The organism is Hymenobacter tenuis (assembly GCF_054780495.1).
Window position 1 is genome coordinate 1295429 of record NZ_BAAGWF010000001.1, and the last position, 23525, is coordinate 1318953.

Consider the following 23525-nt stretch of genomic DNA (forward strand, 5'->3'; position numbering starts at 1 on the left):
AATACATGAAAAAGTTTTTCCTTCTCATTTTACTCACCAGCGGCGGGCATGCGGTGCTAGCCCAAATGCCCGGTGGCGGCGAGCGGCCGGCCGGCGCCACCCGGCCCGCGGGCGCACCGGCTGGTGCGGCCCCCATGGCGCAGCCTCAGGCCGGTAGCGGCCGCATTACGGGCACCGTAACCGATGCCGTTACCAAGCAGCCAGTGCCGTATGCCACGGTAGCCCTACTCAACCCCGCCACCGGCAAGCCCGTGGATGGTACCGCCGCGGATGATAACGGCAAGTTTAACCTGCCACGCATTGCCGCAGGCACTTACACCGTCCAGATCAGCTTTATCGGCTACAAGTTGGTGGAGAAGCCGGGGGTAGTGATTACTGATGCCGGTAACACCATTGCCCTGGGCAACGTGACGCTGGAATCAACGGCGCAGGCGCTCGGTGAGGTGCGCGTAGAAGGCCAGCGTAGCCTAGTGGAGGAGAAGGTAGACCGTACGGTGTACAATGCCGAAAAGGACGAAACCACCCGCGGCGGCGACGCTACCGACGTGCTCAAGCGCGTGCCCAACCTCTCCGTTGACCTCGATGGCAACGTGAGTTTGCGCGGTAGCTCCAACATCCGGGTTCTGATCAACAACCGCCCTAGTACCATCTCGGCCAACAGCATTGCCGACGCGCTCAAGCAAATCCCGGCCGACCAGATCAAGACCGTGGAGGTCATTACCTCACCCTCGGCGAAGTACGATGCCGAAGGCTCCGGTGGTATCATCAACATCGTCACCAAGCAGAACAACCTGCAGGGCTTCACCCTCGATTTGCGCTCCAGCGCCGGTTTGCGTGGTTCAGATTTGGGGTTGAACGCTACGTATCGGGTAGGGAAGATGGGCTTCTCGCTGGGCGGGGGTGGCCGGGCGCAGTACAACACGCCGGGTAGCTTCTCCAATGACCAGAAAACCTACGCCGTGCAGGGCAGCGACTTAAGCACCCGTACGCTGCTGAGCCAGACCATTCAGAACGCTGATACCCGCAACCAAAACCTGTTCGGGCGCTACTCCTTCGGCTGGGACTACGACATCAACAAATACAACTTCCTGTCGGCCTCGGTGCAGCTGGGCCTGCGCAACGGCACCAACTACCAGGATGGACTGGCTACCAATACCGTCTTCTTTGATGGGCGGGACCCGTTGAGCAGCCTGCGCGACGTGCGGGTAAAAGACAATTCGAACACGCTGGATGCTACCGTCAACTACACCCGTACCTTCGAGACGCCTCAGCGCGAATTAAGCTTGCTAGGGCAGTACAGCCGCAATACCCGCAACAACGACTTCACCAACTACATCCTGACGGGCGAAGGGGCCGGCAATGACCTCCAGAACCAAAACGAAAGCTACAACCAGGAGGTAACCATTCAGGCCGACTACCAAACACCGCTGAGCAAAACGCAGCTGCTGGAATTCGGGGTGAAGGACATCATGCGGCAGGTAAACAGCGACTATACCACGCTGCTCAACGGCCAAGAGCAAACGGGCACCAACCTCTCCAACGTTTTCGACTACAACCAGAACGTAGCCTCGGCCTACGCTTCGTACACGCTGAGCTTCCTGAAAAGCTACACGCTCAAGGCAGGTACCCGCTACGAGTACACCACCATTGACGCCAGCTTCCTAACCGAGAATGCGCCCACGATTCCGTCGTATGGCGTGCTGGTGCCGAGCGTTAACATTTCGCGCAAGCTCACCAACGGCAACGTGCTGAAGGCCGCCTACAACCGCCGGATTCAGCGCCCCTCGCTGCAGTTCCTGAATCCGAATACGCAGTCGGCGAACCCGCTGAACATTACAGTAGGTAACCCGCTGCTGCGCCCTGAGTACACCAACAACTTTGAGCTAGGCTACAACACGTTCATTAAGCAGACCTCGCTGAACTTCAACCTGTTTGCGCGCAACACCGATGGCTCTATTCAGCCCATCCGGACGCCCTTGGAGGGCGGTGTGGTGCAAACCAGCTATGCCAACATCGGTACGGAGAATGCCTATGGCGGCAGCTTAAATGCCAACGTCAACATTAACAACAAACTGACCTTAGGCGGTGGCGCCGACGTGTACTACGCCACCCTCGATAACAACATTTCTGATCCGCTGTTCGCAGCCAGTAACCAGGGTTGGGTTGCTAGCGGCCGCCTGATGGGGGGCTACAACTTCACCAAGGGTTGGGGCCTGCAGGCGTTCAGCTTCTACCGCGGTCGGCAAGTGCAGCTGCAAGGATACCAGGGCGGCTTCGGGGTATATAGCCTAAGCGTGAAGAAAGACTTTGCCGAGAAGAAGGGTACCATTGGCTTCGGCGCCGATAACTTCTTCACGCCTTCTAACCGTATCCGCAACGAAATTAGCACGGCCACACTGGACCAAAACAGCGTGAACGTGTTTCACCGCACCAGCCTGCGCGTGAACCTGAGCTACCGCATCGGCAAGATGAGCATGGCCCAGCCCAAGCGCCGGCGTTCCGTCAGCAACGACGACCTGAAAGACGGCGGCGATGGTGGCAACGGTGCCGGCGCTACTCCTGCCCAGGGCACCAGTGGCGGCCGCCCCTAGCAGGCTGCTGAGCATTTCAAAAAAAGCCTCGTTCCATTCGGAGCGAGGCTTTTTTTGTGTGAGCCCCAACTGTTGTGCCTGCCTGCACTAGGTGCCAAACCACCGGAAAGTGTTTTGCTACAAGCAGCTCGGCGTATCCTGGCGGGCTGCTTCTGCGTTCAGGTAGGCTAGTACACTCTTTCCTCAACCATTATATGGCAAACACTTCCTTTTTTCTTTCTCCCTGGTCGGCCAGGCTGCTGAGCGTGCTGCGCATAGTGGCGGGCCTGCTGTTCCTGTTTCATGGCACGCAGAAGCTGTTCAACTGGCCTCCCTCCGATAACGGCGGTGGTGCTACCGGCCTGATGCTGGTAGCCGGCATCTTGGAGTTTGGCGGCGGCTTGCTACTGCTGATCGGGCTCTTTACCCGGCCTGTAGCCTTTATCCTTTCGGGCCTGATGGCCGTGGCTTACTTTATGGCCCATGCGCCGCAGGGTGCGCTTCCCATTGTAAATCAAGGAGAACTAGCCGTGCTATACTGCTTTGTGTTCCTGTACTTGGCAGCGGCTGGTCCGGGGCCTTGGAGCGTAGATGCCGCTCGAAACCGCAGCGTGGTAGATCCGGTGGTGTAATACTCCTGGTTACAACACGCAAATTGGGCTTTGAGACGCAGCAGAATCACTAGGTTCCGCTGCGTTTCAAAGCCCGATTCGGTTTAGAGGAAACAGGAGGCTAGTCGCGTACTTTCAGGCTATCGGGCACAGTGCCGCGCGTGGCCTGCACCAATTGGTTCTGCAACTGAAAGTTGACTTGTTCGCAGTCGTTGAAGCGCTTCTGGGCTGTTTCTAGGGCTGTTTCAGCAATTCGCAGGCGCTGGTACAGAAACAGAATCAGGCCCAAGGCAATCAACAGGGCTACGAGCGGCAAGGTTTTATTCATGGCAGGCAAGGGCTGAAAAAGCGGGAGGGTTGGTTGGTAAGGCGAGCCAGCGCCTCATCAACCAACCCTCCACTGCTTATATGCTGTACTTAAATAGTCGTGTTCGGGTCAAACTGCTCCAGGTAGTCGGCCACACGGCGCACGAACATGCCACCCAGCGAGCCATCCACCACGCGGTGGTCGTAGCTATGCGAGAGGAACATGAAGTGACGCACGCCAATCAAATCACCCTGCGGCGTCTCGATGACAGCGGGCTTCTTCTTGATAGCGCCCACGGCCATAATAGCTACCTGCGGCTGCATGATGATGGGCGTACCCATCACGTTGCCGAAGGAGCCTACGTTCGATACCGTGTACGTGCCGCCTTCCAGGTCCTCGGGCTTCAGCTTGTTGGCACGGGCCCGGTTGGCCAGGTCGTTTACCTTTTTGCTGAGGCCATTCAAGTTGAGCTGGTCGGCGTTATGAATGACCGGCACGATAAGGTTGCCGGAGGGCAGGGCCACGGCCACGCCCACGTTGATGTCGCGCTTCTTGATGATGTAGTCGCCTTCAATCGAGACGTTGATCATCGGGAAGTCCTGGATGGCTCGCGCAATGGCCTGAATGAAGATGGGCGTGAAGGTCAGGTTCTCACCTTCGCGCTTCTTGTAGGCATCCTTGTGCTTGTTGCGCCAATGCACGAGCTCGGTCACGTCGGCCTCCACAAACGAGGTAACGTGGGGCGAAATCTTCTTGGAGTCCACCATGCGCTGGGCAATCATTTTGCGCATGCGATCCATCTCAATCAGCTCTTGATTTCCGCTAATGGAAGGAACTGCTTTAGAAGGAGTTATGGCTGCTGCTGAAGCCTGGGGTGCTGAAACCGGAGCGGGCTGGGCAGTGGGCTGTGAAGCCGGCGCTTGCGGTGCCGGAGCCACGGCCTGAGGCTGAGCAGCCGGGGTTGCGGACGCTGCCTGACCTAGGGGTTTCTTGCCAGCTGCTACGTAATCCAGAATGTCTTTTTTGGTAACGCGGCCCTCGCTGCCAGTACCGGGCAGGTACTCCAGGTCAGCCATGGAGATGCCTTCTTCGCGGGCAATGCTGAGCACCAGCGGCGAGTAGAAACGGCCCGTCTGGGGCTGGGCTGCTACGGCTTGCGCAGGATTGGCCTGCGGGTCGCCAGACTCGGGGAGGTAAGGAACCTCAGCGGTTGCTTTGTCGGCGCCATTGGCTGAGGGTGCTGGAATTTCGGCGGCTGCCGTGGGAGCAGCGGAGCCGGCGCTGGCGGCATCGGTTTCAATAATGGCGATGGGAGCGCCAACGGCCACTACCTGGCCTTCCTGAACCAGAATTTCCTGGAGGATGCCGGCGTGCAGGGCCGGAACTTCGGTATCTACCTTATCGGTGGCTACTTCCAGCACCGATTCATCCTGGTCGATGGAGTCGCCTACTTGTTTGAGCCATTTCAGGACGGTGCCTTCCATGATGGATTCGCCCATCTTGGGCATCGTCATTTCCACTCGTGCCATGCGGTTGGGGGTAGGGTTGGGTTATGGGGTGGGAGGGTTTTGCTATGCGGACTGGGGAGTTGCGGACTCAAAGGTAACAGAAAGCCTCAACGCCTCGCAAAGCCCGGCCGTGTATCCGAAAATGGGTGTAGCTACGGCCGGGGGCTAGTGAGGTTGGCATAGGGGCCTTTCGCCGCCAAAATTGCGTGAGAAAAATTGGGTTGTATATTTGCCCCGCGCCCCTTTCACGGGGCACTTATCAAGAAAGGCGGAGGGACAGGCCCTGTGATGCCTTAGCAACCAGTAGCAATACCAGGTGCTAAATCCTGTCTCGGAACAGCTTCGGCTACCCGAGAAAAGATAAGTTACAAGATGTTCCCCGTCTGCAGCGGGTGTAGCTCTTCTGACTTATCGGAAGGGCTTTTTTTGTGCCTTTTCGGTGAGAGTTCTTGACTAAGTGCCGAGTGAAATGAGGGCGTTGAGTGCATCAACATCCATTCATAGTCGTCGGTAGGGGGTAGTGCTTGCATGCACCCTAGCGGGCTGACATTCACACAATTGGTATGAGTCGCAAAGATATTCGCATTGGCCTGTTTGGGTTTGGAGTAGTAGGTCAGGGCCTGCACACCGTGCTGGAGCGTACGCCGGGGCTGCGGGCCAGCATCGGGCGTATTGGGGTTAAAAACCGGGAGAAAGTCCGCCCACTTCCGGCTGCCCTGTTCACCTTCGACCGGCAGGAGTTGCTCCAAGATTCTTCACTCGACGTAATTGTAGAGCTGATTGATGACGCCGACGAGGCCTATTTGATTGTGACGGAAGCCCTGCGCCGCGGCAAAGCGGTAGTTACGGCCAATAAAAAAATGCTGGCCGAGCACCTGCCCGAGCTGATTCGGTTGCAGCGCGAAACGGGCACGCCCCTGCTCTACGAGGCCGCTGCCTGCGCTAGCCTGCCCGTCATCCGCAACCTAGAGGAATATTACGACAACGACCTGCTAGAGTCAGTGGAGGGCATCATCAATGGCTCCACCAATTACATTCTCACGGCCATGCACCGCGACACGCTGTCGTTTGCAGAGGCCTTGGGGCAGGCCCAGGCGCTTGGTTTCGCGGAAAGCAACCCGGCTCTGGATGTAGAAGGCCTTGACGCCCGCAACAAGCTCGTATTGCTCCTGACGCACGCCTTCGGGCTAGTAGTTGCGCCTGAGCAGCTCCTGACCCTGGGCATTGACCGTCTGAGCCCTCTAGCAACCGCTTACGCCAAAGAGAAGGGCTACGCGCTGAAACTGGTGGCGGAAGGCCGGCGCCTACCCGATGGCACTATTGCAGCAGCTGTACTGCCTACGCTGGTAACGCCTGAGCACGAGCTGGCACGTGTGCACGACGAGTACAATGGCCTTATCACGCAAAGCAGCTTCGCCGACCGACAGTTTTTTCTGGGCCGGGGCGCGGGCGCATTCCCCACCGCCTCCGCCGTGCTCAGCGACCTTTCGGCCCTGACCTACGGCTACCGCTACGAGTACAAGAAACTGCATCAGCAGAACGCCCTGGCCTTAGCCACTGCCGCCGAGTTGGATGTGCTGGTGACTTTCACGGATAAAGCTATTCCTGAGCTAGCCGATTTCAGCCACGTGCACGAGCAGTTCCGGTCCAGTACGCGCGGCCACTACCTTACGGGTACCATTGGACTGACCCAGCTAGCGCAGGCCGCATGGCTGCGGGCACCCGGGGTTTGCGTGGTGCGGTTGCCTAGTCCGTTACGCGCCGCAAGCGAGGCACTGGTAGTGCCGGATGTAGTGCCCACCCGAGCCCTAACAGAGGCTGAGTAAGCATGAAGAAGCCGAGGAACAGATACCCTAGTGCTACCTAAGTGGATCTGTGCCTCGGCTTCTTTCTAGAACTACACACGCTAGTCCTTGGGTAAGCTCAGTCGCAGCAGGTTCAGGGCCATGGTGGTGGTGTATTCCAGATTTAACTGCCGACCACGGTCAAAGCTGATTTGCTTCGTGACGGTGCGGTGCGCATCGGCGTAGGCAATGCATACCGTGCCAACGGGCTTTTCCGGGGTGCCACCATCGGGGCCGGCAATGCCGCTGGTTGCTAGGGCCACATCAACGCCCAACTGCTGGCGCAAGCCTTCGGCCATTTCGGCTACGGTGGCTTCGCTTACGGCCCCGTGGGCAGCTAGTGTTTCGGGCTTTACGCCCAGCTGGCGCTGCTTTATATCGTTGGAATACGCAATAATGCTGCCCTGAAAATAGCGGGAGCTGCCCGGAATGCTGGTAAGCCGATGCGCCAGCAAGCCACCGGTGCAACTCTCGGCGGTGCCTACAGTAAGGCCACGCGCTTGCAACTGTTGGCCCACAGCTTTTTCCAGCTTGATTTCTCCTACGGCAAAAATATGGTCGCCGAGCAAGGTGCGCAGTTCGGGTAGCAGGGCTTCCATGCGGGCCCGCAGGTCGGGCTGGCCATCGTCGTGGCCGGTGAGGCGCAGGCGCACGCCGCCGAGGTACGGCAGGTATGCTAGCTTCACGTTGGGTGGTAAGGCCGTTTCCCACGCTTCTATCTGCTGCGCCAGAAACGACTCGCCCAGGCCCACCGTCTGTACTACTACGTGCTCAATGGCGGGCGTTTGGAAGTGTTGCTGCAGGCGAGGGAGTACCTCATGGGTCATCAGGTACTTCATTTCGTGCGGCACGCCAGGCATGCTCACAAACACGGTTCCCTGGTTCTCAAACCACATGCCCGGCGCCGTACCCACGGCATTGAACAGCACCTCGCAGGCAGCAGGTACCAAGGCCTGTTGGCGGTTTACTTCCAACATGGGGCGGTTGAAGCGCCGAAAAAAGCCTTCGACGTGCTCCAGGGTAGGCTGGTGCATCACTAGCTCGGAGCTGAAATAGCGGGCCAGCACGTGTTTGGTCAGGTCATCTTTGGTAGGACCGAGGCCGCCCGTCATTAGTACCACCTGGGCACGCTGCCGGGCTAGGTCGAGGGCAGCCACAATCTCATCGGCCCGATCAGAAACGCTGGTAATCTGGCGGACGCGTAGCCCTAGCTTGCCCAGCTCCTGGCCCATAAAAGCCGAATTGGTGTCGATGACCTGCCCGTAGAGCAGTTCGTCGCCGATAGTCATGATTTCAACGTCGGGAATGATAGGCATAGAAGGGGGAGTTAGGAGGAGTGCCGGATTTGGCGCAATATTGGCAACTCGTCGGCTAACAACGCCATACTGGCTTTCTGGTTTACCTTTTTTGTTTTATGACCCCGCTCCGTACCCTGGCCCTCGGCCTCACGCTCACCTTGGCCACCGCGCAACTTGCCGCCGCCCAAACGAAAACCACGACGAAAAAGACGACCACAACTAAAAACACTACGGCCGCCAAAAAGAAAGCGCCCGTTAAAAAAACAACAACTGCCACCAAGGCCACTGCTACAAAAGTGGTTACTACCCCCGTTGTAGTAGCTAAAGCCCCACTTACGGCTGAGGAAGCCAGCGGCGGCCTGCGCGAAGCCCTCAGCCAGGGCGTAAGCCGGGCCGTAGCGCAAGCCGGGGAAACCGACGGCTTCAATGCCAACGCCGATATCCGGATTCCTTTTCCGCCCGAAGCAGAGCTAGTAGCCGCTACGCTGCGCAAGGTGCGGGCCGGGGGCTTGGTCGATAATTTTGAGGTAGCGCTGAACCGGGCTGCCGAAACGGCTTCCGCCCAAGCCAAGCCGATCTTCCTGAACGCGGTGCAAAACCTAACGCTGCAAGACGCCCTCACGCTGGCCACCAGCAAGGAAAATGATGCCGCTACCACCCTGCTGTACGAAAAAACGGCTGCTAACCTCCGCACCGCTTTTCAGCCCACTGTTCAGCAGTCCCTGGAGCAAACGGGCGCCATCCGGCTGTATGCTGAGATGGTGGCGCGCTACAACAAGATACCGCTCGTGACGCCGCTGAACCCGCAACTGGTGCCGTATGCCACTGAAAAAACTGTGGATGGTTTGTTTTCTCTGATTGCCGCTGAAGAAGTGCGTATTCGTCAGAATCCGGCGGCCCAGGGCAGCGCCCTACTCAAGCGAGTGTTTGGCAAGTAAACGAGGCCGGTGTAGCAACGCCTCGGAGCTAGGAAATCAGCGGCCGGGCCGAGAGCAAAGTTGGTCCGGTTTCTGCCAAGTATAGCTCAACATCTGTTTTGCACTTCTGTCGCCATGACGTACCGCCACTTCCTTGCATTGCCCGTAATTTTGCTGGGATTAAACTTCAGCGCTTCGGCCCAATTCAGCTTGTCCAAGCTGGGTGATATTCTGCGGAATTCGAAACCTACCACTTCTTCCAGGACCACCCAAACGGGTAGCACCGGCAGCATAACGCAAGATGAAGCGGCTCGGGGCTTAAAGGAGGCCCTTACCCTAGGCATTAGCAAAGGCGCAGACCAGGCCTCCCAGCAGGACGGTTTTTACCTCAACAAGCTCATCCGAATTCCGTTTCCTCCTGATGCCCAGCGGGTGGCTACTACGCTACGTTCCATTGGCCTGGGTAGCCAGGTTGATAAGTTTGAGCTGAGTTTGAACCGTGGTGCCGAGCAGGCGGCCAAAAGCGCTAAGCCCATCTTCCTGACGGCTATCAAAAGCCTCACGTTTAAGGATGTATGGGGAATTCTGACGGGTGAGAAGAACGCCGCCACCAACTACCTCAAGCGCACTACTACGGAGCAGCTCACGGTGGCCTTCAAGCCCATTGTGCAGCAAAGCCTCAACCAAGTGGGCGCCACCCGTTACTATACTGACCTGACCACACGTTACAACCGCATTCCGCTGGTAAAGCCCGTGCAAACCGACCTGAACCAGTACGCGACAGGCAAGGCTATTGATGGCCTCTTCACGCTGATTGCGCAGGAGGAAGCCAACATCCGAGAAAACCCCATGGCACGCACCACAGAGCTGCTGAAGCGGGTTTTCGGGAAGAAGCAGGGCTAGGAACGTTTCAGTGATAAAAGCAAAAAGCCCGTCCCTTAACAGGGACGGGCTTTTTTGTTGGTACAGGAGTCGAGCGTACTAGGTCCTAGTAATCGTCGTAGTCGGAGTTGCGGCTGCTGTTGCGTGAGCTGCCGGAGCGACCGTACTCGTCGGTGTCATCGTCGGAGAAGTCATCGTCATCCAGGTCGTCGAGCGAGCTGAAGCTGGTGCTGCCATCGGGGTCTTCAGTCGCTTCGGCCGTGGCAAACTCGTCTTCCGTCATGCTGGCCAGGTCCAGGGCCTCGTCGTGCGAGGAGCCCGTGTCGCGCCACATCAGGTAGTCGGCGTATTTGGCAGAAAGTTGGTCTTCGGAGTTGCCGCGAGTTTTGCTGCCGCCGGTTTTGGCGAAGTTATCTATCTCGTCATCGTCGAAGAGGTCATCGTCGAGGTCGTCGTCGTATTGTCTCATGGCCTTGCTAGGGGCGGTAAGGGTGAAAAAACGGGATGAAGGCGCCGCGGCGTTTCAGATGCGAAGATACGCGCGGATTACTTGTCAGGGTTACGAAGTGAGGTTCTGGTTCAGCTAAAAAAGCAGGTCAAATCAACTGTTCAGGCACATGCAGCGCTGGAATTTATTTTTGAACGGGAGCAGTTCACTTCCCAAAGCAGAGCTTCCTTCCACCTAAAATAAGCGGTTGTTGCCACATTTGGGGCTAGCGAGCAGCTTGCGCGCCAAAATCAGTAATCAGCAGCTGAGCTTGGCAGAAGTCATATTCCTCCGGCACATTGCTTGAAACCAGCACTGTGCGGCCCGGAAGCGTAGCGTGCACGTGCTCCAGATACCATTCCACGCCGGTGCGGTCAAGGTTCGTTGTCGGCTCGTCGAGCAGGAGCAAGGGGGTAGCTGCATACAGGGCGAGGGCCAGCTTTAAGCGCTGCTTCATGCCGGAGGAAAAATCGCGCACCAGCTTATGCCGCGACTTTTCCAGATACATCAGGCTGATGAGCTGAGTAGCCGTGATGCCCGCCTGTAGTGGCTTAAAGCGGGTATGAAACTGAATGTGCTCCGCTAGGGTAAGCTCCTCAATCAGCTCCAGGTAAGGCGCCGCATACGCCAGCAGCCTAGGTACTTCCTCCACCTCAACCGTCTGGTCTTGCAGCGTATAGGCCACCGTGCCAGCCGTAGGCAAAATCTGCCCCGACAAGGTGTTAAGCAGCGTGCTTTTGCCGGCTCCGTTAGGCCCCAGAATGGCTGTGGCGGTGCCGGGCTCAAAGGTGTGCGTCAGGTTCCGGAAAATCCAGTCGCGGGCAAAGCGCTTGCCGAGCCCGGTCGCGGTAATCTGCATAAGTGAGGGAAGAAGGAGTTACGCAAAAGCGGTGACCTAGTACGCCGGAGCCAAGGGCGCCTAGCTACCAGCTCACCGCTCGTGTCTGCTGCTAAAGAAAGACTATTCGCCCGAGCCGTTGCTGCTGCGGCCGTAGCCCTTGATAACGCCCCGACCAGAGTTGCGAATAAAGTTTACTACCTCGTCGCGCTCCGGAGAAGGCGCCAGCTCCAACTCAATCTGCTCTAGGGCGGTGGCATTGTTCAGGCCGCTCATAAACAGCAAGCGGTACAGCTGCTGAATCTCGGAAATCTTCTGATCAGAGAAGCCCCGGCGGCGTAGCCCAATGCTATTGATGCCTGCGTAGCTAAGCGGCTCCCGCCCGGCTTTCACGAAGGGCGGTACATCTTTCCGAATCAAGGAGCCGCCCGAAATCATGGCATGGGCGCCCACCCGCACAAACTGGTGAATGGCCGACGAGCCGCCGATGATGGCATAGTCGCCAATTTCAACGTGCCCGGCCACCTGCACCGTGTTGGCCAGAATGCAGTTGTCGCCGATAACACAGTCATGCGCAACGTGCACGTAAGCCATCAGCAGGCAGTTGGCGCCCACTATGGTCTTGAGCTTATCCACGGTGCCGCGGTTAATCGTCACGCACTCCCGAATCACGGTATTGTCACCGATATGCACGGTGGTTTTTTCGCCGGCAAACTTCAGGTCCTGGGGTTGCGCAGCAATAACAGCGCCCGGGAAAATCTTGCAGTTTTTGCCAATGCGGGCCCCGGCCATAATCGTGACGTTGGGTCCAATCCAGGTGCCATCCCCAATTTCCACGTCCTTATCAATGGTAGTGAACGGCTCCACTACCACGTTTTGGGCAATCCGGGCTTCGGGGTGAATATAGGCGAGCGGCTGGTTCATTCTTGATTGGTTATGAATTACAAGCTAGTCAGCTGAAGGCTAGCGCAGTATGGCAAGGAGCAGCTTAGTAGTTGTAACTCCACAGGTTATGCGGTTTTGCGGACGATGCTAGCGGACATTTCGGCTTCCATAACCACCTTCCCGTTCACGAAGGCCTTGCCGCTCATCTTAGCAATGCCGCGCTTGATGGGGGCCGTGAGGTCGCACTTGAAAATGATGGTGTCGCCGGGCTTTACCATGCGGCGGAACCGACAGTTCTCAATGCCCAGGAAGTAGGTCCAGTAGTTTTCGGGGTCGGGCACGGTGTTCAGCACCAGAATGCCGCCCGTTTGGGCCATGGCCTCGATCTGGAGTACGCCTGGCATCACGGGATTGCCAGGGAAGTGGCCCGGAAAGAAGGGCTCGTTCATCGTCACGTTCTTCACGCCCGTTACCGTGTTGGCATCAAGGTGAATGATTTTGTCGATGAGCAGGAACGGATAGCGGTGGGGCAGGATGGCGGCAATCTTGTTGATGTCCATCACCGGCTCCCGCGAGGGGTCATATGATGGAATAGGGCTCGTATGCGCCTCCATCATTTTCTTCTTGATGCGCTTGGCAAACGCAACGTTAGCCGCGTGGCCGGGGCGCGCCGCCAGAATCTGGCCTTTAAGCGGGCGGCCTACTAGGGCCAAATCACCCACCAAGTCCAGCAGCTTGTGGCGGGCGGGCTCGTTTTTGTAGCGCAGGTCTACGTTGTTGAGGATGCCTTCCTTCTTGACAGCCACTTTGGGCTTGCCAAGCATGGTAGCCAGGTCGCTGAGCTCATCGTCGCTTACCACGCGGTCTACTACCACAATGGCATTGCTCAGGTCGCCGCCTTTAATGAGGTTTTGCTTGTAGAGAGCCTCTAACTCGTGCAGAAAGCAGAAGGTGCGCGACGAGGCAATTTCCGTTGCGAACTGATCAATGTGCGTGAGCGAGGCATGCTGCGAGCCTAGTACCGGCGAGTTGTAGTCCACCATCACCGTGAGGCGGTAGCTGTTCAGCGGCAGGCCAGCAATTTCCACGGCACGGGCGTTATCTACGTAGCGGATTTCGTCGGGAATCTCGAAGTAGTTGCGCAGAGCGTTTTGCTCTTCTAGGCCTACTTCCTGCAGCGGCTTAATGAACTCAAAGCTGGAGCCATCCATGATGGGCGGCTCGGGGCCATCCAGCTGAATCAGGACGTTATCAATCTGAAGGCCAACCAGGGCAGCCAGCGTGTGCTCCACCGTGTTTACGCGGGCGCCGTTCTGCTCAATGGTGGTGCCGCGCGAAAGGTCCACTACGTTGTCTACGTCGGCATCCACGATGGGCTGGCCGGGCAAATCGATGCGCTGAAACTTGTAGCCGTGGTTGATAGGAGCGGGGCAGAACGTCATGGTGGCCTGCACGCCCGTATGAAGGCCAATGCCACGCACGGTGACGGGGGCCTTGATCGTATGTTGCTTGTCGTTCATTGGTTGAGTTGTCCGTTGCGAGTTGCCGGTTTCCAGCGCAGTCGGAATACGACTTGGCAACCGGCAACTGGCAACTCACAACTCTGAGGGGTGCAAAGCTAGGGCTTTTCCGCTTCGGATTGGTTGCGCTCCAGCTGAGTTAGGCGGCGTTCCAGCTCAGGCAGGTGCCGGAACACGGCGTTGGACCGCAAACTGTCGCGGAGGCTGAAGGCCGGGGAGCCCTGCAGAAACACGCCTTCTTCCTTAATGGACTTGCCTACGCCCGATTGAGCCGTAACGGTGGTGCGGTTTGCTAGGGTCAGATGACCGGCCAACCCCACCTGGCCCGCCAGCACGCAGAAGTCGCCGATTTTAGTTGAGCCCGAAATGCCAGCTTGGGCCGCTACCACGGTGTGGCGGCCTATTTCGACGTTGTGGGCAATCTGGACGAGGTTATCGATTTTGGCGCCCTCACGGATAATAGTGGAGCCCATAGTGGCGCAGTCGATGGTGGCGTTGGCGCCCACGCTCACGTTGTCTTCGAGTACCACGTTGCCAATTTGCGGAATGGTGCGGTAAGAGCCATCGGGCTGGGGCGCAAAGCCAAAGCCATCGGAGCCGAGCACCGCGCCGGCATGAATGGTGCAGCGCGCCCCAATAACGGTTTCGGCGTATACTTTGGCCCCGGCATAGAGAATGGTGCCATCCCCAATTTTGCACCGGTCGCCGATGTACACGTGGGGGAAAATCACCACGTCATTCCCAATTTCACAGTTCTCGCCAATATAGGAGAAGGCCCCGCGGTAGTGGTTGTCGCCGATGCGGGAGCTAGCGCCCATATAGGTGGGCTCCTCCACGCCGCGTTTGCCGGTGCGGGTGGCCTGCTGATAAAACTCCAGCAGGGTCGTAAAGCTGGTATAGGGGTCGTCGACGCGAATGAGGGCAGCGTTGGTGGGCTGCTTAAGCTCCAGCGTACGACTCACGATGACGGCTGAGGCGCCCGTTGTGTACAGATGATGCTCGTATTTGAGGTTGGCCAGAAAGGAGAGGGCACCTGCCTGGGCTTCTTCAATTTTTGCCAGTCGATCAATGCGCTGCGTGGCGTCACCTTCCACTGCTCCGCGCAGTACTTCTGCTATCTGACCTACGGTAAATTCCATCAGGCAAAAGTAGAGAAATATCTATTTCCTGACGTTGGGTGCCGCTGCACTTGTTCGGGGCGCTAGGCCCGCTGCCGCTGCAGTCGGTTCCCAAATCGTTACCCAGCCGTCAGAATAAGCGGAACGGTAAGCTCCGGCAGCTATCCAGCTGGGCAATGGTCGCTGTCCTCTGGCCACTACCAAATAGTCGTAGTGGGCAGGGGGGCTAGCCAAGGCCTCAAATAAGTGCAGCGGGTAACCTGAAACCGTGGCGTAATGATGAAAATAGAGCTTGTGGAACGGCGCTTCAAAGAGAACTTTATGCGGCTTGCGTTGCTCCAGCCACGCATACGCTTGTTTGAGTTGTTGCTCTTGAGCGCGGGCATTGCGCAGGTAGTGGCGGTACAAAACTGTTTGGTAGCTGCCGTACCCTAGTAGCATGAATCCAAGCAGCGGCAGCACCTGCCGGGTTGCCAGCCGTTTGGTGCCTAGTAGCCAATCGGCGGCCAAGGCAGCAGCCAGGAAAAAAAAGAACGTGGCGTACATCAGCACCCGGGCCGAGGCATACACCCGCTGCAAAGGCATAAATAAAAAGGGAAGCAGCACCACAACCAGGGCTGGCACAGCTACACGCCGGTGCGCGGCAGGCAATAGGGGCAATACTCCGAATGATAGGAGCATTACGCCCAGAAAAGCTGCCACACTCAGCCGCTCATGACCAAATAACTCGCGGGCTGGCTGCTGCAAATAGGAGAAATAGTTGGGCCAGAACAAGGAAAGCGGCTGCTGAGCTACGTACTCATTGCCAGTTAGTGCTTGCAAGCCAGAAATGCAGATAATCGGTCCGTACAGTACCAGGGTGCCCAGCACAATACACCCGCCCGCTCCGAGCACATGGCCCAGCGCCGCGTAGTCGCGCCGACGCAAAAACACCACCGTCAGCCAAAAGCCTAAGGAAGCCAGCGGGTAGGCATAGGTTGGGATGGTGTACATACCTAGTACCCCCGTTATCACGAATACCGCCCAGCCCAGCCGCTGATAGTGCTTGGAATACAGAATGGACAGCATCGCCAAAAACTGCAGGATGGCCAGCGTAATCAGCAGAAAATAACCGCGCCCCACCACGGCGTAATACACACTCAGCGGGGAAAAGCAAAAAAGGCCCACCGCCAGCGTTGCCACCCGGAAGTTAGTAAGGCGCAGCAGCAGCGCATACGTAACCAGCGTGCCAAACAGGCTCACCACCAGCGTAGGAACCCGCAGAATCAGGACATCATGGTGAGTAAACCAACTCACTACCCAGCAGCTAAGGCTAAACAGGATGTGGTTGTTGGGAATAGGGTAGAAGCTGGTAATAGCTACCGGCCCGCCGCGCACAAAGTAGTCATGGGTTGCTACCTCATCGGTGCCTAGCGGATACACTAGGAAATAATAGATCCGCAGCGCTAGCACTCCTACTAGCACCAAGCCCCCCAGCCACCGTTCCGCCTTCGACAACCGCGCCAGCGCTTCGCCTACACTCGCCAGTGCATGCTGAAGTTCCTGCTGGCACACGCGTAGCTCAGGCGCTAGCCTTCGTTTCCATAATAAGTAGGCTATTATTAGGCTTGCCCCTACAACGCAGGCTAGTAAACCAAACCGCAGCTGGGCAAAACGCGCGGCGGTTACCTGTAATACAAACTCAGGTAAGGCGTTGCGCTCATAAATAGCGTGGCGCAAGGCCTGCAAATCAGGAATCGAGACGGAGCTGTACAGCAGACTTAGGCTGCCACTGATACCTAGTAAAAACAGTGCCAGCAACCCCACCGGCAGCGAAGTGCTGCCTGACTTAATACGTTGGTTTACAACAGACATACAAGAATACAAGGCCCCAGCCTCGTGACCAGCGCCGCACTAGGTCGCCTCAAGGCTAGAGCCTAAGGCAGCAGGCCAAACTATAGTAGAGGTTAGAGTATTTCCTTGGGGTAGCAGATGTAGTGTTTCTCTACCCGCTGACTAATTGCCCGGATGTTGGGCAGGTCGGAGGCCTCCGCTACGTTTACTACTTTGCCGCGTTTCGTGAGTACATCAATTGGGTCCTGGCCGTCGGCATCGTAGGCATTGTTGCTGATGCGGCCCGTGAGCATGAGCTGGGCGGCATCTTTGGCCGGCAGGTGAAAGTGCTCGGAAATCAGCTCCACAATGCCCAGCTGGAAATCATCGTCAAATGGCTCGCTCTGGAGCGTGATTTTAAACAGGTGCCGGTCGAGGAGGCTTTGGGCAAGGTAGTTGAGTACTTTATCGGGGTGGTCGGCCCAGAGCTTCACGGCGCCCCACACATCCGTATCATCAAGGCGGGTAAAGCGGCGCAGAATCTCATCGTCCTGCTCAAACTCCTGCTGCGTTACGTTGCGCGACAGAAAGTAGTGCAGGTTAGGCGAGGAGGGCACCTCTATACCGGCCAGCACCAAATCACGCGCCCGCTGCATAATCCGGATTACCATTTGCTCAGCGGAGGTTACCGTTTTGTGCAGATACACTTGCCAGTACATCAGGCGGCGGCTCACCAGAAAATTTTCGATGCTGTACACCGCTTTTTCCTCCAGCACTAGGCGCTCATCTACCACCGTCAGCATTTTAATCAGGCGGTCGGCGCCGGGGCGGCCTTCCTGCACGCCAGTATAAAACGAGTCGCGGTTTAGGTAATCCAGCCGGTCCATGTCGAGCTGGCTGCTCACGAGCTGGTGGAAGAAGGGCCGGGAATACGTTCCTTCAAAAATCTCAATGGCTAGGTCCAAAGAGCCGTCAAACTGGCTATTTAGCTTGCGCATGAGGTGCAAACTCAGCTCCTCGTGGTGCACATCATGAAAGATGCTACGCTCCAAGGCATGCGACAATGGGCCATGCCCTACGTCGTGCAGCAGGATGGCCGCCATGGCCGCTTCGCCTTCCTTGGCTGAAATTTTTACACCTTTGTCTTTCAGCGTCCGCAGGGCCAGCGTCATCAGGTGCATGGCCCCGAGGGCATGGTGGAAGCGGGTATGCAGGGCGCCGGGGTACACAAAACTGGTAAGGCCCAACTGCTGAATCCGGCGCAGGCGCTGAAAATACGTATGCTCAATCAGGTCAAATAGCAACTCCGTTGGGATGGTGACAAAGCCATACACCGGGTCGTTAAAGATTTTCTTTTTGTTCATAAAGGGGTGCGCCACGCTTCAGCTGTGCGCATCGGTAAACGTAAGCAGTACGGCACGGTTTAGCTAGTAACACGAGGCCGCGCTCGGCTGAGTGATGCCGCCAATTCAGCATTTTTCGGCTTCTTTACGGCCGAGTTGATGCGTGAAGTATAGCAGAACCAAAATTTTTAGAATCAAAAAACAGGGATTGGGAGTAAAGCTACTTACGAAACTTCAGTTGCAACCCATAACCGCTATTTCGGCTCTGTAGAGCCTAATAGTGGCAGGCAGTGCTGAGCAGGCTCGTTCCACCATTCCGGGCGCAAGGGCGCCGGGGTACATTCTACATTCCCTTTCCATGCAACAATACAGCATCCTCTGGGCCGATGACGAAATCGACCTCCTGAAACCCCACATTCTCTTCCTCAAGGAAAAAGGCTACGACGTAACCGGCGTGAACTCCGGCGCCGACGCCTTGGAGCAAATTCAGGAGCAGACCTATGACATCGTGTTTCTGGATGAAAACATGCCCGGTCTCTCGGGCTTGCAAACTCTCACCGAAATCAAGGCGGTGCGCCCCACGGTGCCCGTGGTCATGATTACCAAAAGTGAGGAAGAACACATCATGGAGGAGGCTATTGGCTCCAAAATTGCCGACTACCTCATCAAACCCGTGAACCCCAACCAGATTCTGCTGGCCGTGAAAAAGGTGCTCGACAACAAGCGCCTTGTTTCGGAGAAAACCAACAGCGGTTACCAGCGCGACTTCCGCCAGCTGGGCATGCAGCTTTCTGACCGCCTGACCCCTAGTGAATGGGCCGAGGTATATAAGAAGCTGGTGTACTGGGAGCTGGAAATCAACGAGACGGAAGGCAAAAGCATGGCCGAAGTCTTCAACATGCAGAAGGACGAAGCCAACACCTACTTCGGCCGCTTTATCACGGAGAATTACGAAGACTGGGTAAACGGCGACGACAAAGACGCCCCGCTCATGTCGCACCAGCTCTTTAAGGAGCGCGTGTTCCCGATGCTCAAGGAAACCGGCGATACCCCCGTGTATTTCCTGCTGATTGATAACCTGCGCTACGACCAGTGGAAGGTGCTGGAGCCCATCATCGCCGAGCTGTTCACCGTCGATTCGGAGGAGACGTACTACAGCATTCTGCCCACTACCACGGCGTATGCACGGAACGCCATCTTCTCGGGCATGATGCCCGGCGAAATTCAGAAGAAATACCCCAACCTGTGGGTATGGGACGATGACGACGAAGGCAAGAACATGCACGAGGCCGAGTTCATGGAAATCATGTTCCAGAAAGCCGGCCAGAAGCATAAGTTCAGCTACCACAAGGTAACCAACCTGCAAGCTGGCAAAGACCTGCTGGGCAAAATGGCCAACCTGCACAACAACTATAAGCTGAACGCCATCGTCTACAACTTCGTGGATATGCTCTCGCACGCCCGCACCGACATGGCCATGATTCGGGAGCTGGCAGCCGATGAGTCGGCGTACCGCAGCATCACCAAGTCGTGGTTCCTGCACTCGCCGCTGTACGAAATGCTGCAGGTGATTTCGGAGAAGAAGGGCAAACTCATCATCACCACTGACCACGGTACTATTCGGGTGAAGCGCCCCTACAAGATTGTGGGCGACCGGAACACGAACACCAACCTGCGCTACAAGCACGGCAAAAACTTAGGCTTCGATGACTCGCGCGACGTGTACACGGTACGCAAGCCGGAGAACATCTTCCTGCCCCGCGAAAACGTGAGCACGGCCTACGTGTTCACAGTAGGAGACTACTTCTTTGCCTACCCCAACAACTACAATTATTACGTGAACTACTACAAGGACACGTTCCAGCATGGCGGCATATCTCTGGAGGAATGCATTATTCCTTACGTGGTGCTTAGCCCGAAAGGGTAGCTAGTAAACCACCAAAGGCTAGGTACTAGCTGGCCTTTGGTGTAAAAGGCAACTGCCTTATCAACTAAAAAGGGCACTCCTTGGAGTGCCCTTTTTTTGTAGACATAGCCTGTGATTGCTACTTATTTAGCTCATACAACACCACGGTATGCGGATAGGTATTGTATGGCTTTTCATATAGCTCATCTACCTGGCGGCCCATTTGGCTGAAGATATTCTGCACCTCCGTGGTAGGCGAGAAGTAGTTGGTGTGGTACCACACGGGCAGATGCACGTACTCGCCAATGGCGTTGCGGTTCAGGTAATCGAACACAAACCAGACCCGTTTCTTGCCTTTGAATTGCTGCAGCTCCGGTTGCAGGTTGCGCAAGAATTCCTCGGGGCTGTTAGAAATAGCTTTTGGGTTGCTGCCTTGCACGGCATTGAACTTGAGCTTATACGCGTCTTTGTAGTACTCATAGGCGTGGCTCATGTTCCAGAAGATGTACACGGCATCGCCCGGCCGATAGTGCTCATTGATGTAGAGCAGCGGCTCGCGGTTGTTTTCCCGATTCACAAACAAATCGGGGTTAGCCAGCTGGCGCCCGGTGTTAATGCACAAGGGCAGAAACAGCAGCCCCACCAGAACATAAAACAGGAGCTTTTGGCGCGTAAACAGCTCCCGGAGCGCATCAATGCCAAACCCAATAAACAACAGCAGTACCGGGACCAGAAACAGTACAAACCGATTATGAAACGGGTACAGCCGTAACCCCGAGGCTAGCAGCGCAAACAGGATGGGCAGCAATAAGCAAAAGAAGAGAGTCCGCTTCTGGCGGAACATTACCGCCATACCGCCAAGAATCAAACCGACGGGTAGCCAGCCCATCTTAAAGAGGTAGCGCCAGCTGTTAGCCTTCCACTCCTCTAGGCCGCCATCCAGGTTCAGGAGCAGGCCCAGTGGGTGCACCAGCAGCGTATAAGGCTTTTGGAAATACCACTTCACGTCAGCCAGAGAGCTAGGGGGCAGCGGCATGAAGCCGTCGTATATCTTATCAAAGAAATCGATCAGCCAGCCTGATTGCGGATACTTGCCGATGAACAACACGTACTGCACCCCAAAGCTGATCAGCCAGAGCGTGAACGGAATCAGGTAGCGGAAAAACTTTTTCCACTGGGCTGTGAGCACCCAATGCGCCGACATAGCAATGGCGATGCTGGCAAATACGAAGATGGCCGAAAACGAAAACCACAACGCCACGGCCCCAAGCACGCCCCAGGTCAGGAGCGCGGCGGTGGACATGTCCTTATGGTACCGGACATACCACCACAACGCCAGCGCAGCTACAAACAGCTCGGTGCTATACTGTTTGGCTTCTACGGAGTGGTAGATGCAAGGAGAAGAAAGGGCCAGGATGCCTACGGCTGCCAGCGCGCCCCACTTTTTTAGGAAGTGCTGCGCAACACTGGCAAAAACAAACAACGTACCCAGGCCACACAGCAGCGGAAACAGCCGCAATGACATTTCCTGCTTGCCAAAAAGCAACACACACAGGCGCGTCATCCAGAGGTAGCCGATGGGGGCCTTCTGCTCGTAGTCGAAGGGTTGGGTGGCCAGCGCCCAGAACCCCATTTTAATGGTATTAACGTTTAGATAGAGCTCGTCAATAAAGAAGGAACGGTTGTTAAAGAAGTGGAACAGCCGGATGCCCACGCCCAGCGCCAGCAGGATGCCCATTAGTAGGCGAGCGTAGTCTGTCTGGTCGCGGCTTTTGCTGTCTGCCGTGGCTGGGGCCTCGGCGCGCCAGGTGGGCATGGTGGAAGTGGTATAAAGCTTAAACAGGGCCTGCATAAAACGGGGCTACAAGGTTGGGGCTACGAGTACTAGGGCAGGCTAGTCGTTCAACCGGAAGTGGTCGTGCAGGAAGTTGTGCAGCCAGGGAATATCAATGAACATTAGGGCCGTGAGTAGCAGGCAGAAGAGCACCACGTATAGCATAAACCACTTGCGGGTATATAGCTTTTCGGAGCCTTGCACCGGCGAGTCTTTCAGCAGCCCGATGCGCAGGTACCACGAAAACAGCAAGGCAAAGAAAGGAAAGCTGATGAGCAGCTCAACCCGGTTCTTAATCAGGAAGATACCCAGAAAGAATGCCGACGTGATGGCATAAAAGAACATGGAAATAAGCAGGCTGTGCTCGGTGTAAAACTTAAACGAGCGACGATACAGGCCCGCTAGCTCCGGATTATCAATCAACCGGTACTCAGCAAAACGCTTGGTAGCCATCAGGTAAGCGCCACCCATCCAGTACGCAATGATGATGCTGGTGGGCGGGAAGCTGTTGAAGAGCTGCACCACATCAAAATTGGCAAAAGCCAGCGCCGGAGCCACCGTAAACCAGCCCAGCGCAAACCGGATGGGGTTGTTCACCGATTCTGACAGCACATCAATATAGGGCCGCTCCTTGGTGCGGAAAGGCCGCACATTATACATCAGGCCCATAAACAGCAAAAACGCGGACACTAGCAGAAACTGCATGCTGATGGCGTAGGCCAGCGTAAGCCCAACAACAGCCAGCAAAAACCACTCAGTGTATACCAGCGTGGGGCTTACTACCCGCACCACTGAGGTGCGTTTTTTCTTGAGCGGATGAAACTTGTCGAACTCCGCGTCGAGGTACTCATTGATGACGTAGTTGGCCGAGGCTACCAGGCAGGTGCTCACTACGCCCAGCATCATATTCAACACCAGCGAGCCAGTGAGTGGCGTGCCATACACTACCAGGGCAAACAGCATACCCGGCCCCATAAACACATTTTTGGCCCAGTTATCGGGGCGCGCAATGGCTATGTAGTCCTTTAGGGTAGCGGGCAGCAGTACCTGAGCGTGGTCCTGGTTTTCGGGCTCAAGCAGAATGGAGGTCTGATTCATATGCTACGGAGTGATGGTTGCTGGTAAGATGATGGAGTAGGGTATGATAAAAGGTAAAGTCGGCGAGCGGCTGCTTATCCACGATGAGATAGGGCATGCCGGCTGCTTCAGCACAGGCACCGTCCAGCTCCGGCCGGTCCCCGATGAACAGGCATTGTTCGGGAGCCAGGCCAAGCTGTTGGGTAATATGGAGCAGCCCTGCGGGGTGAGGTTTCAGCCGGTTAATGGCCGCGTCCGTGGAGCTGATGACTACATCAGCCTGTAGGCCAAGAGCCGCGAGCTTATCCTGGGCCGGATAATCGGAGTAAATGGCAATGGTAATTCCGCGGGCCCGCAGCGCGTCAAAAAACTCCTGCACGCCAGGGAAACGGCACGCCTTCAGATACGGGGTCGGGTTTTGAAACATCCAGCGGTTTACCACCTCCCGTACCCTAGTAACAGGGTAGCGGCCTGCTTGCGCAACCCACCCATACTGGTCCGATTCAAGGTTTTCGCCAGCATAGCCCGCATGTTTTTCCCGCTCCTTCCGAAAGCGACTCAGAATCAGTAGATCCTGAAATTTCCAGGGCCGGCGGCTGTAGTGAGCCAGCAGCGCCCGTAGCATTCGCTTGCGCAGTTTGCCCTGCGCATACAGTGTCCCATCAACGTCAAAGATGACGCATGAAAGACTATTCCATTGAATGTGCACAGGTTGATTCATATCGATAATATTAAATTTAATGATCTGAGAATGCAAATAAAACTTTT

The 23525-nt window shown here is 56.5% G+C and carries 19 protein-coding genes and 1 riboswitch; of the genes, 6 read left to right on the forward strand and 13 right to left on the reverse strand.

Annotated features, from left to right (window positions below):
• Positions 1–5 precede the first annotated feature (5 nt).
• Together ACYVGU_RS05570 and ACYVGU_RS05575 are read left to right on the forward strand one after the other, a co-directional pair.
• Entirely contained in the window at positions 6–2591 is a 2586-nt protein-coding gene (locus tag ACYVGU_RS05570; protein WP_460621240.1) for a TonB-dependent receptor, read from the forward strand.
• Positions 2592–2785: 194 nt separating this feature from the next.
• Positions 2786–3202: a DoxX family protein gene (locus ACYVGU_RS05575; RefSeq protein ID WP_460612043.1), complete on the forward strand. Its 417-nt coding sequence runs from the start codon at positions 2786–2788 to the stop codon at positions 3200–3202.
• Positions 3203–3302: 100 nt separating this feature from the next.
• On the opposite strand, the gene ACYVGU_RS05580 is transcribed toward ACYVGU_RS05575, so the two are convergent.
• Positions 3303–3509, reverse strand: a complete 207-nt coding sequence (locus ACYVGU_RS05580) for a hypothetical protein (protein WP_460612042.1) — start codon at positions 3507–3509, stop codon at positions 3303–3305.
• Between the two features lie 89 nt (positions 3510–3598).
• Positions 3599–5017 (reverse strand): dihydrolipoamide acetyltransferase family protein, encoded by a 1419-nt coding sequence (locus ACYVGU_RS05585; RefSeq protein ID WP_460621241.1) that lies wholly within the window; start codon positions 5015–5017, stop codon positions 3599–3601.
• A 232-nt stretch (positions 5018–5249) separates the two neighbouring features.
• A riboswitch (SAM riboswitch) is annotated at positions 5250–5363 on the forward strand.
• A gap of 196 nt (positions 5364–5559) precedes the next feature.
• On the opposite strand from ACYVGU_RS05585, the gene ACYVGU_RS05590 reads away from it, so the two are divergent.
• The gene (locus ACYVGU_RS05590; RefSeq protein WP_460621242.1) at positions 5560–6822 is read left to right on the forward strand and encodes a homoserine dehydrogenase; all 1263 of its coding nucleotides are present in this window, start codon (positions 5560–5562) and stop codon (positions 6820–6822) included.
• Positions 6823–6902: 80 nt separating this feature from the next.
• Here the strand turns inward: ACYVGU_RS05590 and ACYVGU_RS05595 are convergent, their stop codons facing one another.
• A complete protein-coding gene (locus tag ACYVGU_RS05595) occupies positions 6903–8156 on the reverse strand; it encodes a competence/damage-inducible protein A (protein ID WP_460621243.1) in 1254 nt (417 codons plus the stop codon).
• A 98-nt stretch (positions 8157–8254) separates the two neighbouring features.
• Between ACYVGU_RS05595 and ACYVGU_RS05600 the strand changes: the two genes are divergently transcribed.
• Positions 8255–9076, forward strand: coding sequence for a DUF4197 domain-containing protein (locus ACYVGU_RS05600; protein ID WP_460621244.1), 822 nt, complete (start codon positions 8255–8257; stop codon positions 9074–9076).
• Between the two features lie 114 nt (positions 9077–9190).
• A complete protein-coding gene (locus ACYVGU_RS05605; RefSeq protein ID WP_460621245.1) occupies positions 9191–9958 on the forward strand; it encodes a DUF4197 domain-containing protein in 768 nt (255 codons plus the stop codon).
• An 85-nt stretch (positions 9959–10043) separates the two neighbouring features.
• Here the strand turns inward: ACYVGU_RS05605 and ACYVGU_RS05610 are convergent, their stop codons facing one another.
• The 7 genes from ACYVGU_RS05610 to ACYVGU_RS05640 form a co-directional block, all read right to left on the reverse strand.
• On the reverse strand, positions 10044–10406 hold the full coding sequence (locus tag ACYVGU_RS05610; RefSeq protein WP_460612036.1) for a hypothetical protein: 363 nt from the start codon (positions 10404–10406) through the stop codon (positions 10044–10046).
• 244 nt (positions 10407–10650) lie between these two features.
• Positions 10651–11283 (reverse strand): ABC transporter ATP-binding protein, encoded by a 633-nt coding sequence (locus ACYVGU_RS05615; protein WP_460621246.1) that lies wholly within the window; start codon positions 11281–11283, stop codon positions 10651–10653.
• A 102-nt stretch (positions 11284–11385) separates the two neighbouring features.
• Entirely contained in the window at positions 11386–12186 is an 801-nt protein-coding gene (lpxA, locus tag ACYVGU_RS05620; protein WP_460612034.1) for an acyl-ACP--UDP-N-acetylglucosamine O-acyltransferase, read from the reverse strand.
• Positions 12187–12272: 86 nt separating this feature from the next.
• Positions 12273–13667 (reverse strand): bifunctional UDP-3-O-[3-hydroxymyristoyl] N-acetylglucosamine deacetylase/3-hydroxyacyl-ACP dehydratase, encoded by a 1395-nt coding sequence (locus ACYVGU_RS05625; RefSeq protein WP_460612033.1) that lies wholly within the window; start codon positions 13665–13667, stop codon positions 12273–12275.
• A gap of 98 nt (positions 13668–13765) precedes the next feature.
• Positions 13766–14806: a UDP-3-O-(3-hydroxymyristoyl)glucosamine N-acyltransferase gene (gene lpxD / locus ACYVGU_RS05630; protein WP_460621247.1), complete on the reverse strand. Its 1041-nt coding sequence runs from the start codon at positions 14804–14806 to the stop codon at positions 13766–13768.
• Positions 14807–14827: 21 nt separating this feature from the next.
• Entirely contained in the window at positions 14828–16639 is a 1812-nt protein-coding gene (locus ACYVGU_RS05635) for a hypothetical protein (RefSeq protein ID WP_460621248.1), read from the reverse strand.
• 92 nt (positions 16640–16731) lie between these two features.
• Positions 16732–17961 carry an HD domain-containing protein gene (locus ACYVGU_RS05640; RefSeq protein ID WP_460612030.1) on the reverse strand — a complete coding sequence of 410 codons (1230 nt, stop codon included), beginning with the start codon at positions 17959–17961 and terminating at the stop codon, positions 16732–16734.
• Between the two features lie 337 nt (positions 17962–18298).
• Between ACYVGU_RS05640 and porX the strand changes: the two genes are divergently transcribed.
• Positions 18299–19867: a T9SS response regulator signal transducer PorX gene (gene porX / locus ACYVGU_RS05645; RefSeq protein WP_460612029.1), complete on the forward strand. Its 1569-nt coding sequence runs from the start codon at positions 18299–18301 to the stop codon at positions 19865–19867.
• A gap of 118 nt (positions 19868–19985) precedes the next feature.
• On the opposite strand, the gene ACYVGU_RS05650 is transcribed toward porX, so the two are convergent.
• Genes ACYVGU_RS05650 through ACYVGU_RS05660 form a run of 3 tightly spaced genes read right to left on the reverse strand, consistent with a single transcriptional unit; the run spans position 19986 to position 23478 of the window.
• Positions 19986–21698, reverse strand: a complete 1713-nt coding sequence (locus ACYVGU_RS05650; RefSeq protein WP_460621249.1) for an ArnT family glycosyltransferase — start codon at positions 21696–21698, stop codon at positions 19986–19988.
• 42 nt (positions 21699–21740) lie between these two features.
• Positions 21741–22778, reverse strand: a complete 1038-nt coding sequence (locus ACYVGU_RS05655; RefSeq protein WP_460612027.1) for a UbiA prenyltransferase family protein — start codon at positions 22776–22778, stop codon at positions 21741–21743.
• Positions 22753–23478 carry an HAD family hydrolase gene (locus ACYVGU_RS05660; RefSeq protein WP_460621250.1) on the reverse strand — a complete coding sequence of 242 codons (726 nt, stop codon included), beginning with the start codon at positions 23476–23478 and terminating at the stop codon, positions 22753–22755. Before ACYVGU_RS05660 ends, ACYVGU_RS05655 begins: the two co-directional genes overlap by 26 nt.
• Positions 23479–23525 lie beyond the last annotated feature (47 nt).

Excerpts from the sequence above, each read along its gene's own strand:
- ACYVGU_RS05570 (WP_460621240.1), top strand. The coding sequence starts at position 6 with ATGAAAAAGTTTTTCCTTCTCATTTTACTCACCAGCGGCGGGCATGCG.
- ACYVGU_RS05575 (WP_460612043.1), top strand. The coding sequence starts at position 2,786 with ATGGCAAACACTTCCTTTTTTCTTTCTCCCTGGTCGGCCAGGCTGCTG.
- ACYVGU_RS05580 (WP_460612042.1), bottom strand. The coding sequence starts at position 3,509 with ATGAATAAAACCTTGCCGCTCGTAGCCCTGTTGATTGCCTTGGGCCTG.
- ACYVGU_RS05585 (WP_460621241.1), bottom strand. The coding sequence starts at position 5,017 with ATGGCACGAGTGGAAATGACGATGCCCAAGATGGGCGAATCCATCATG.
- ACYVGU_RS05590 (WP_460621242.1), top strand. The coding sequence starts at position 5,560 with ATGAGTCGCAAAGATATTCGCATTGGCCTGTTTGGGTTTGGAGTAGTA.
- ACYVGU_RS05595 (WP_460621243.1), bottom strand. The coding sequence starts at position 8,156 with ATGCCTATCATTCCCGACGTTGAAATCATGACTATCGGCGACGAACTG.
- ACYVGU_RS05600 (WP_460621244.1), top strand. The coding sequence starts at position 8,255 with ATGACCCCGCTCCGTACCCTGGCCCTCGGCCTCACGCTCACCTTGGCC.
- ACYVGU_RS05605 (WP_460621245.1), top strand. The coding sequence starts at position 9,191 with ATGACGTACCGCCACTTCCTTGCATTGCCCGTAATTTTGCTGGGATTA.
- ACYVGU_RS05610 (WP_460612036.1), bottom strand. The coding sequence starts at position 10,406 with ATGAGACAATACGACGACGACCTCGACGATGACCTCTTCGACGATGAC.
- ACYVGU_RS05615 (WP_460621246.1), bottom strand. The coding sequence starts at position 11,283 with ATGCAGATTACCGCGACCGGGCTCGGCAAGCGCTTTGCCCGCGACTGG.
- lpxA (WP_460612034.1), bottom strand. The coding sequence starts at position 12,186 with ATGAACCAGCCGCTCGCCTATATTCACCCCGAAGCCCGGATTGCCCAA.
- ACYVGU_RS05625 (WP_460612033.1), bottom strand. The coding sequence starts at position 13,667 with ATGAACGACAAGCAACATACGATCAAGGCCCCCGTCACCGTGCGTGGC.
- lpxD (WP_460621247.1), bottom strand. The coding sequence starts at position 14,806 with ATGGAATTTACCGTAGGTCAGATAGCAGAAGTACTGCGCGGAGCAGTG.
- ACYVGU_RS05635 (WP_460621248.1), bottom strand. The coding sequence starts at position 16,639 with ATGTCTGTTGTAAACCAACGTATTAAGTCAGGCAGCACTTCGCTGCCG.
- ACYVGU_RS05640 (WP_460612030.1), bottom strand. The coding sequence starts at position 17,961 with ATGAACAAAAAGAAAATCTTTAACGACCCGGTGTATGGCTTTGTCACC.
- porX (WP_460612029.1), top strand. The coding sequence starts at position 18,299 with ATGCAACAATACAGCATCCTCTGGGCCGATGACGAAATCGACCTCCTG.
- ACYVGU_RS05650 (WP_460621249.1), bottom strand. The coding sequence starts at position 21,698 with ATGCAGGCCCTGTTTAAGCTTTATACCACTTCCACCATGCCCACCTGG.
- ACYVGU_RS05655 (WP_460612027.1), bottom strand. The coding sequence starts at position 22,778 with ATGAATCAGACCTCCATTCTGCTTGAGCCCGAAAACCAGGACCACGCT.
- ACYVGU_RS05660 (WP_460621250.1), bottom strand. The coding sequence starts at position 23,478 with ATGAATCAACCTGTGCACATTCAATGGAATAGTCTTTCATGCGTCATC.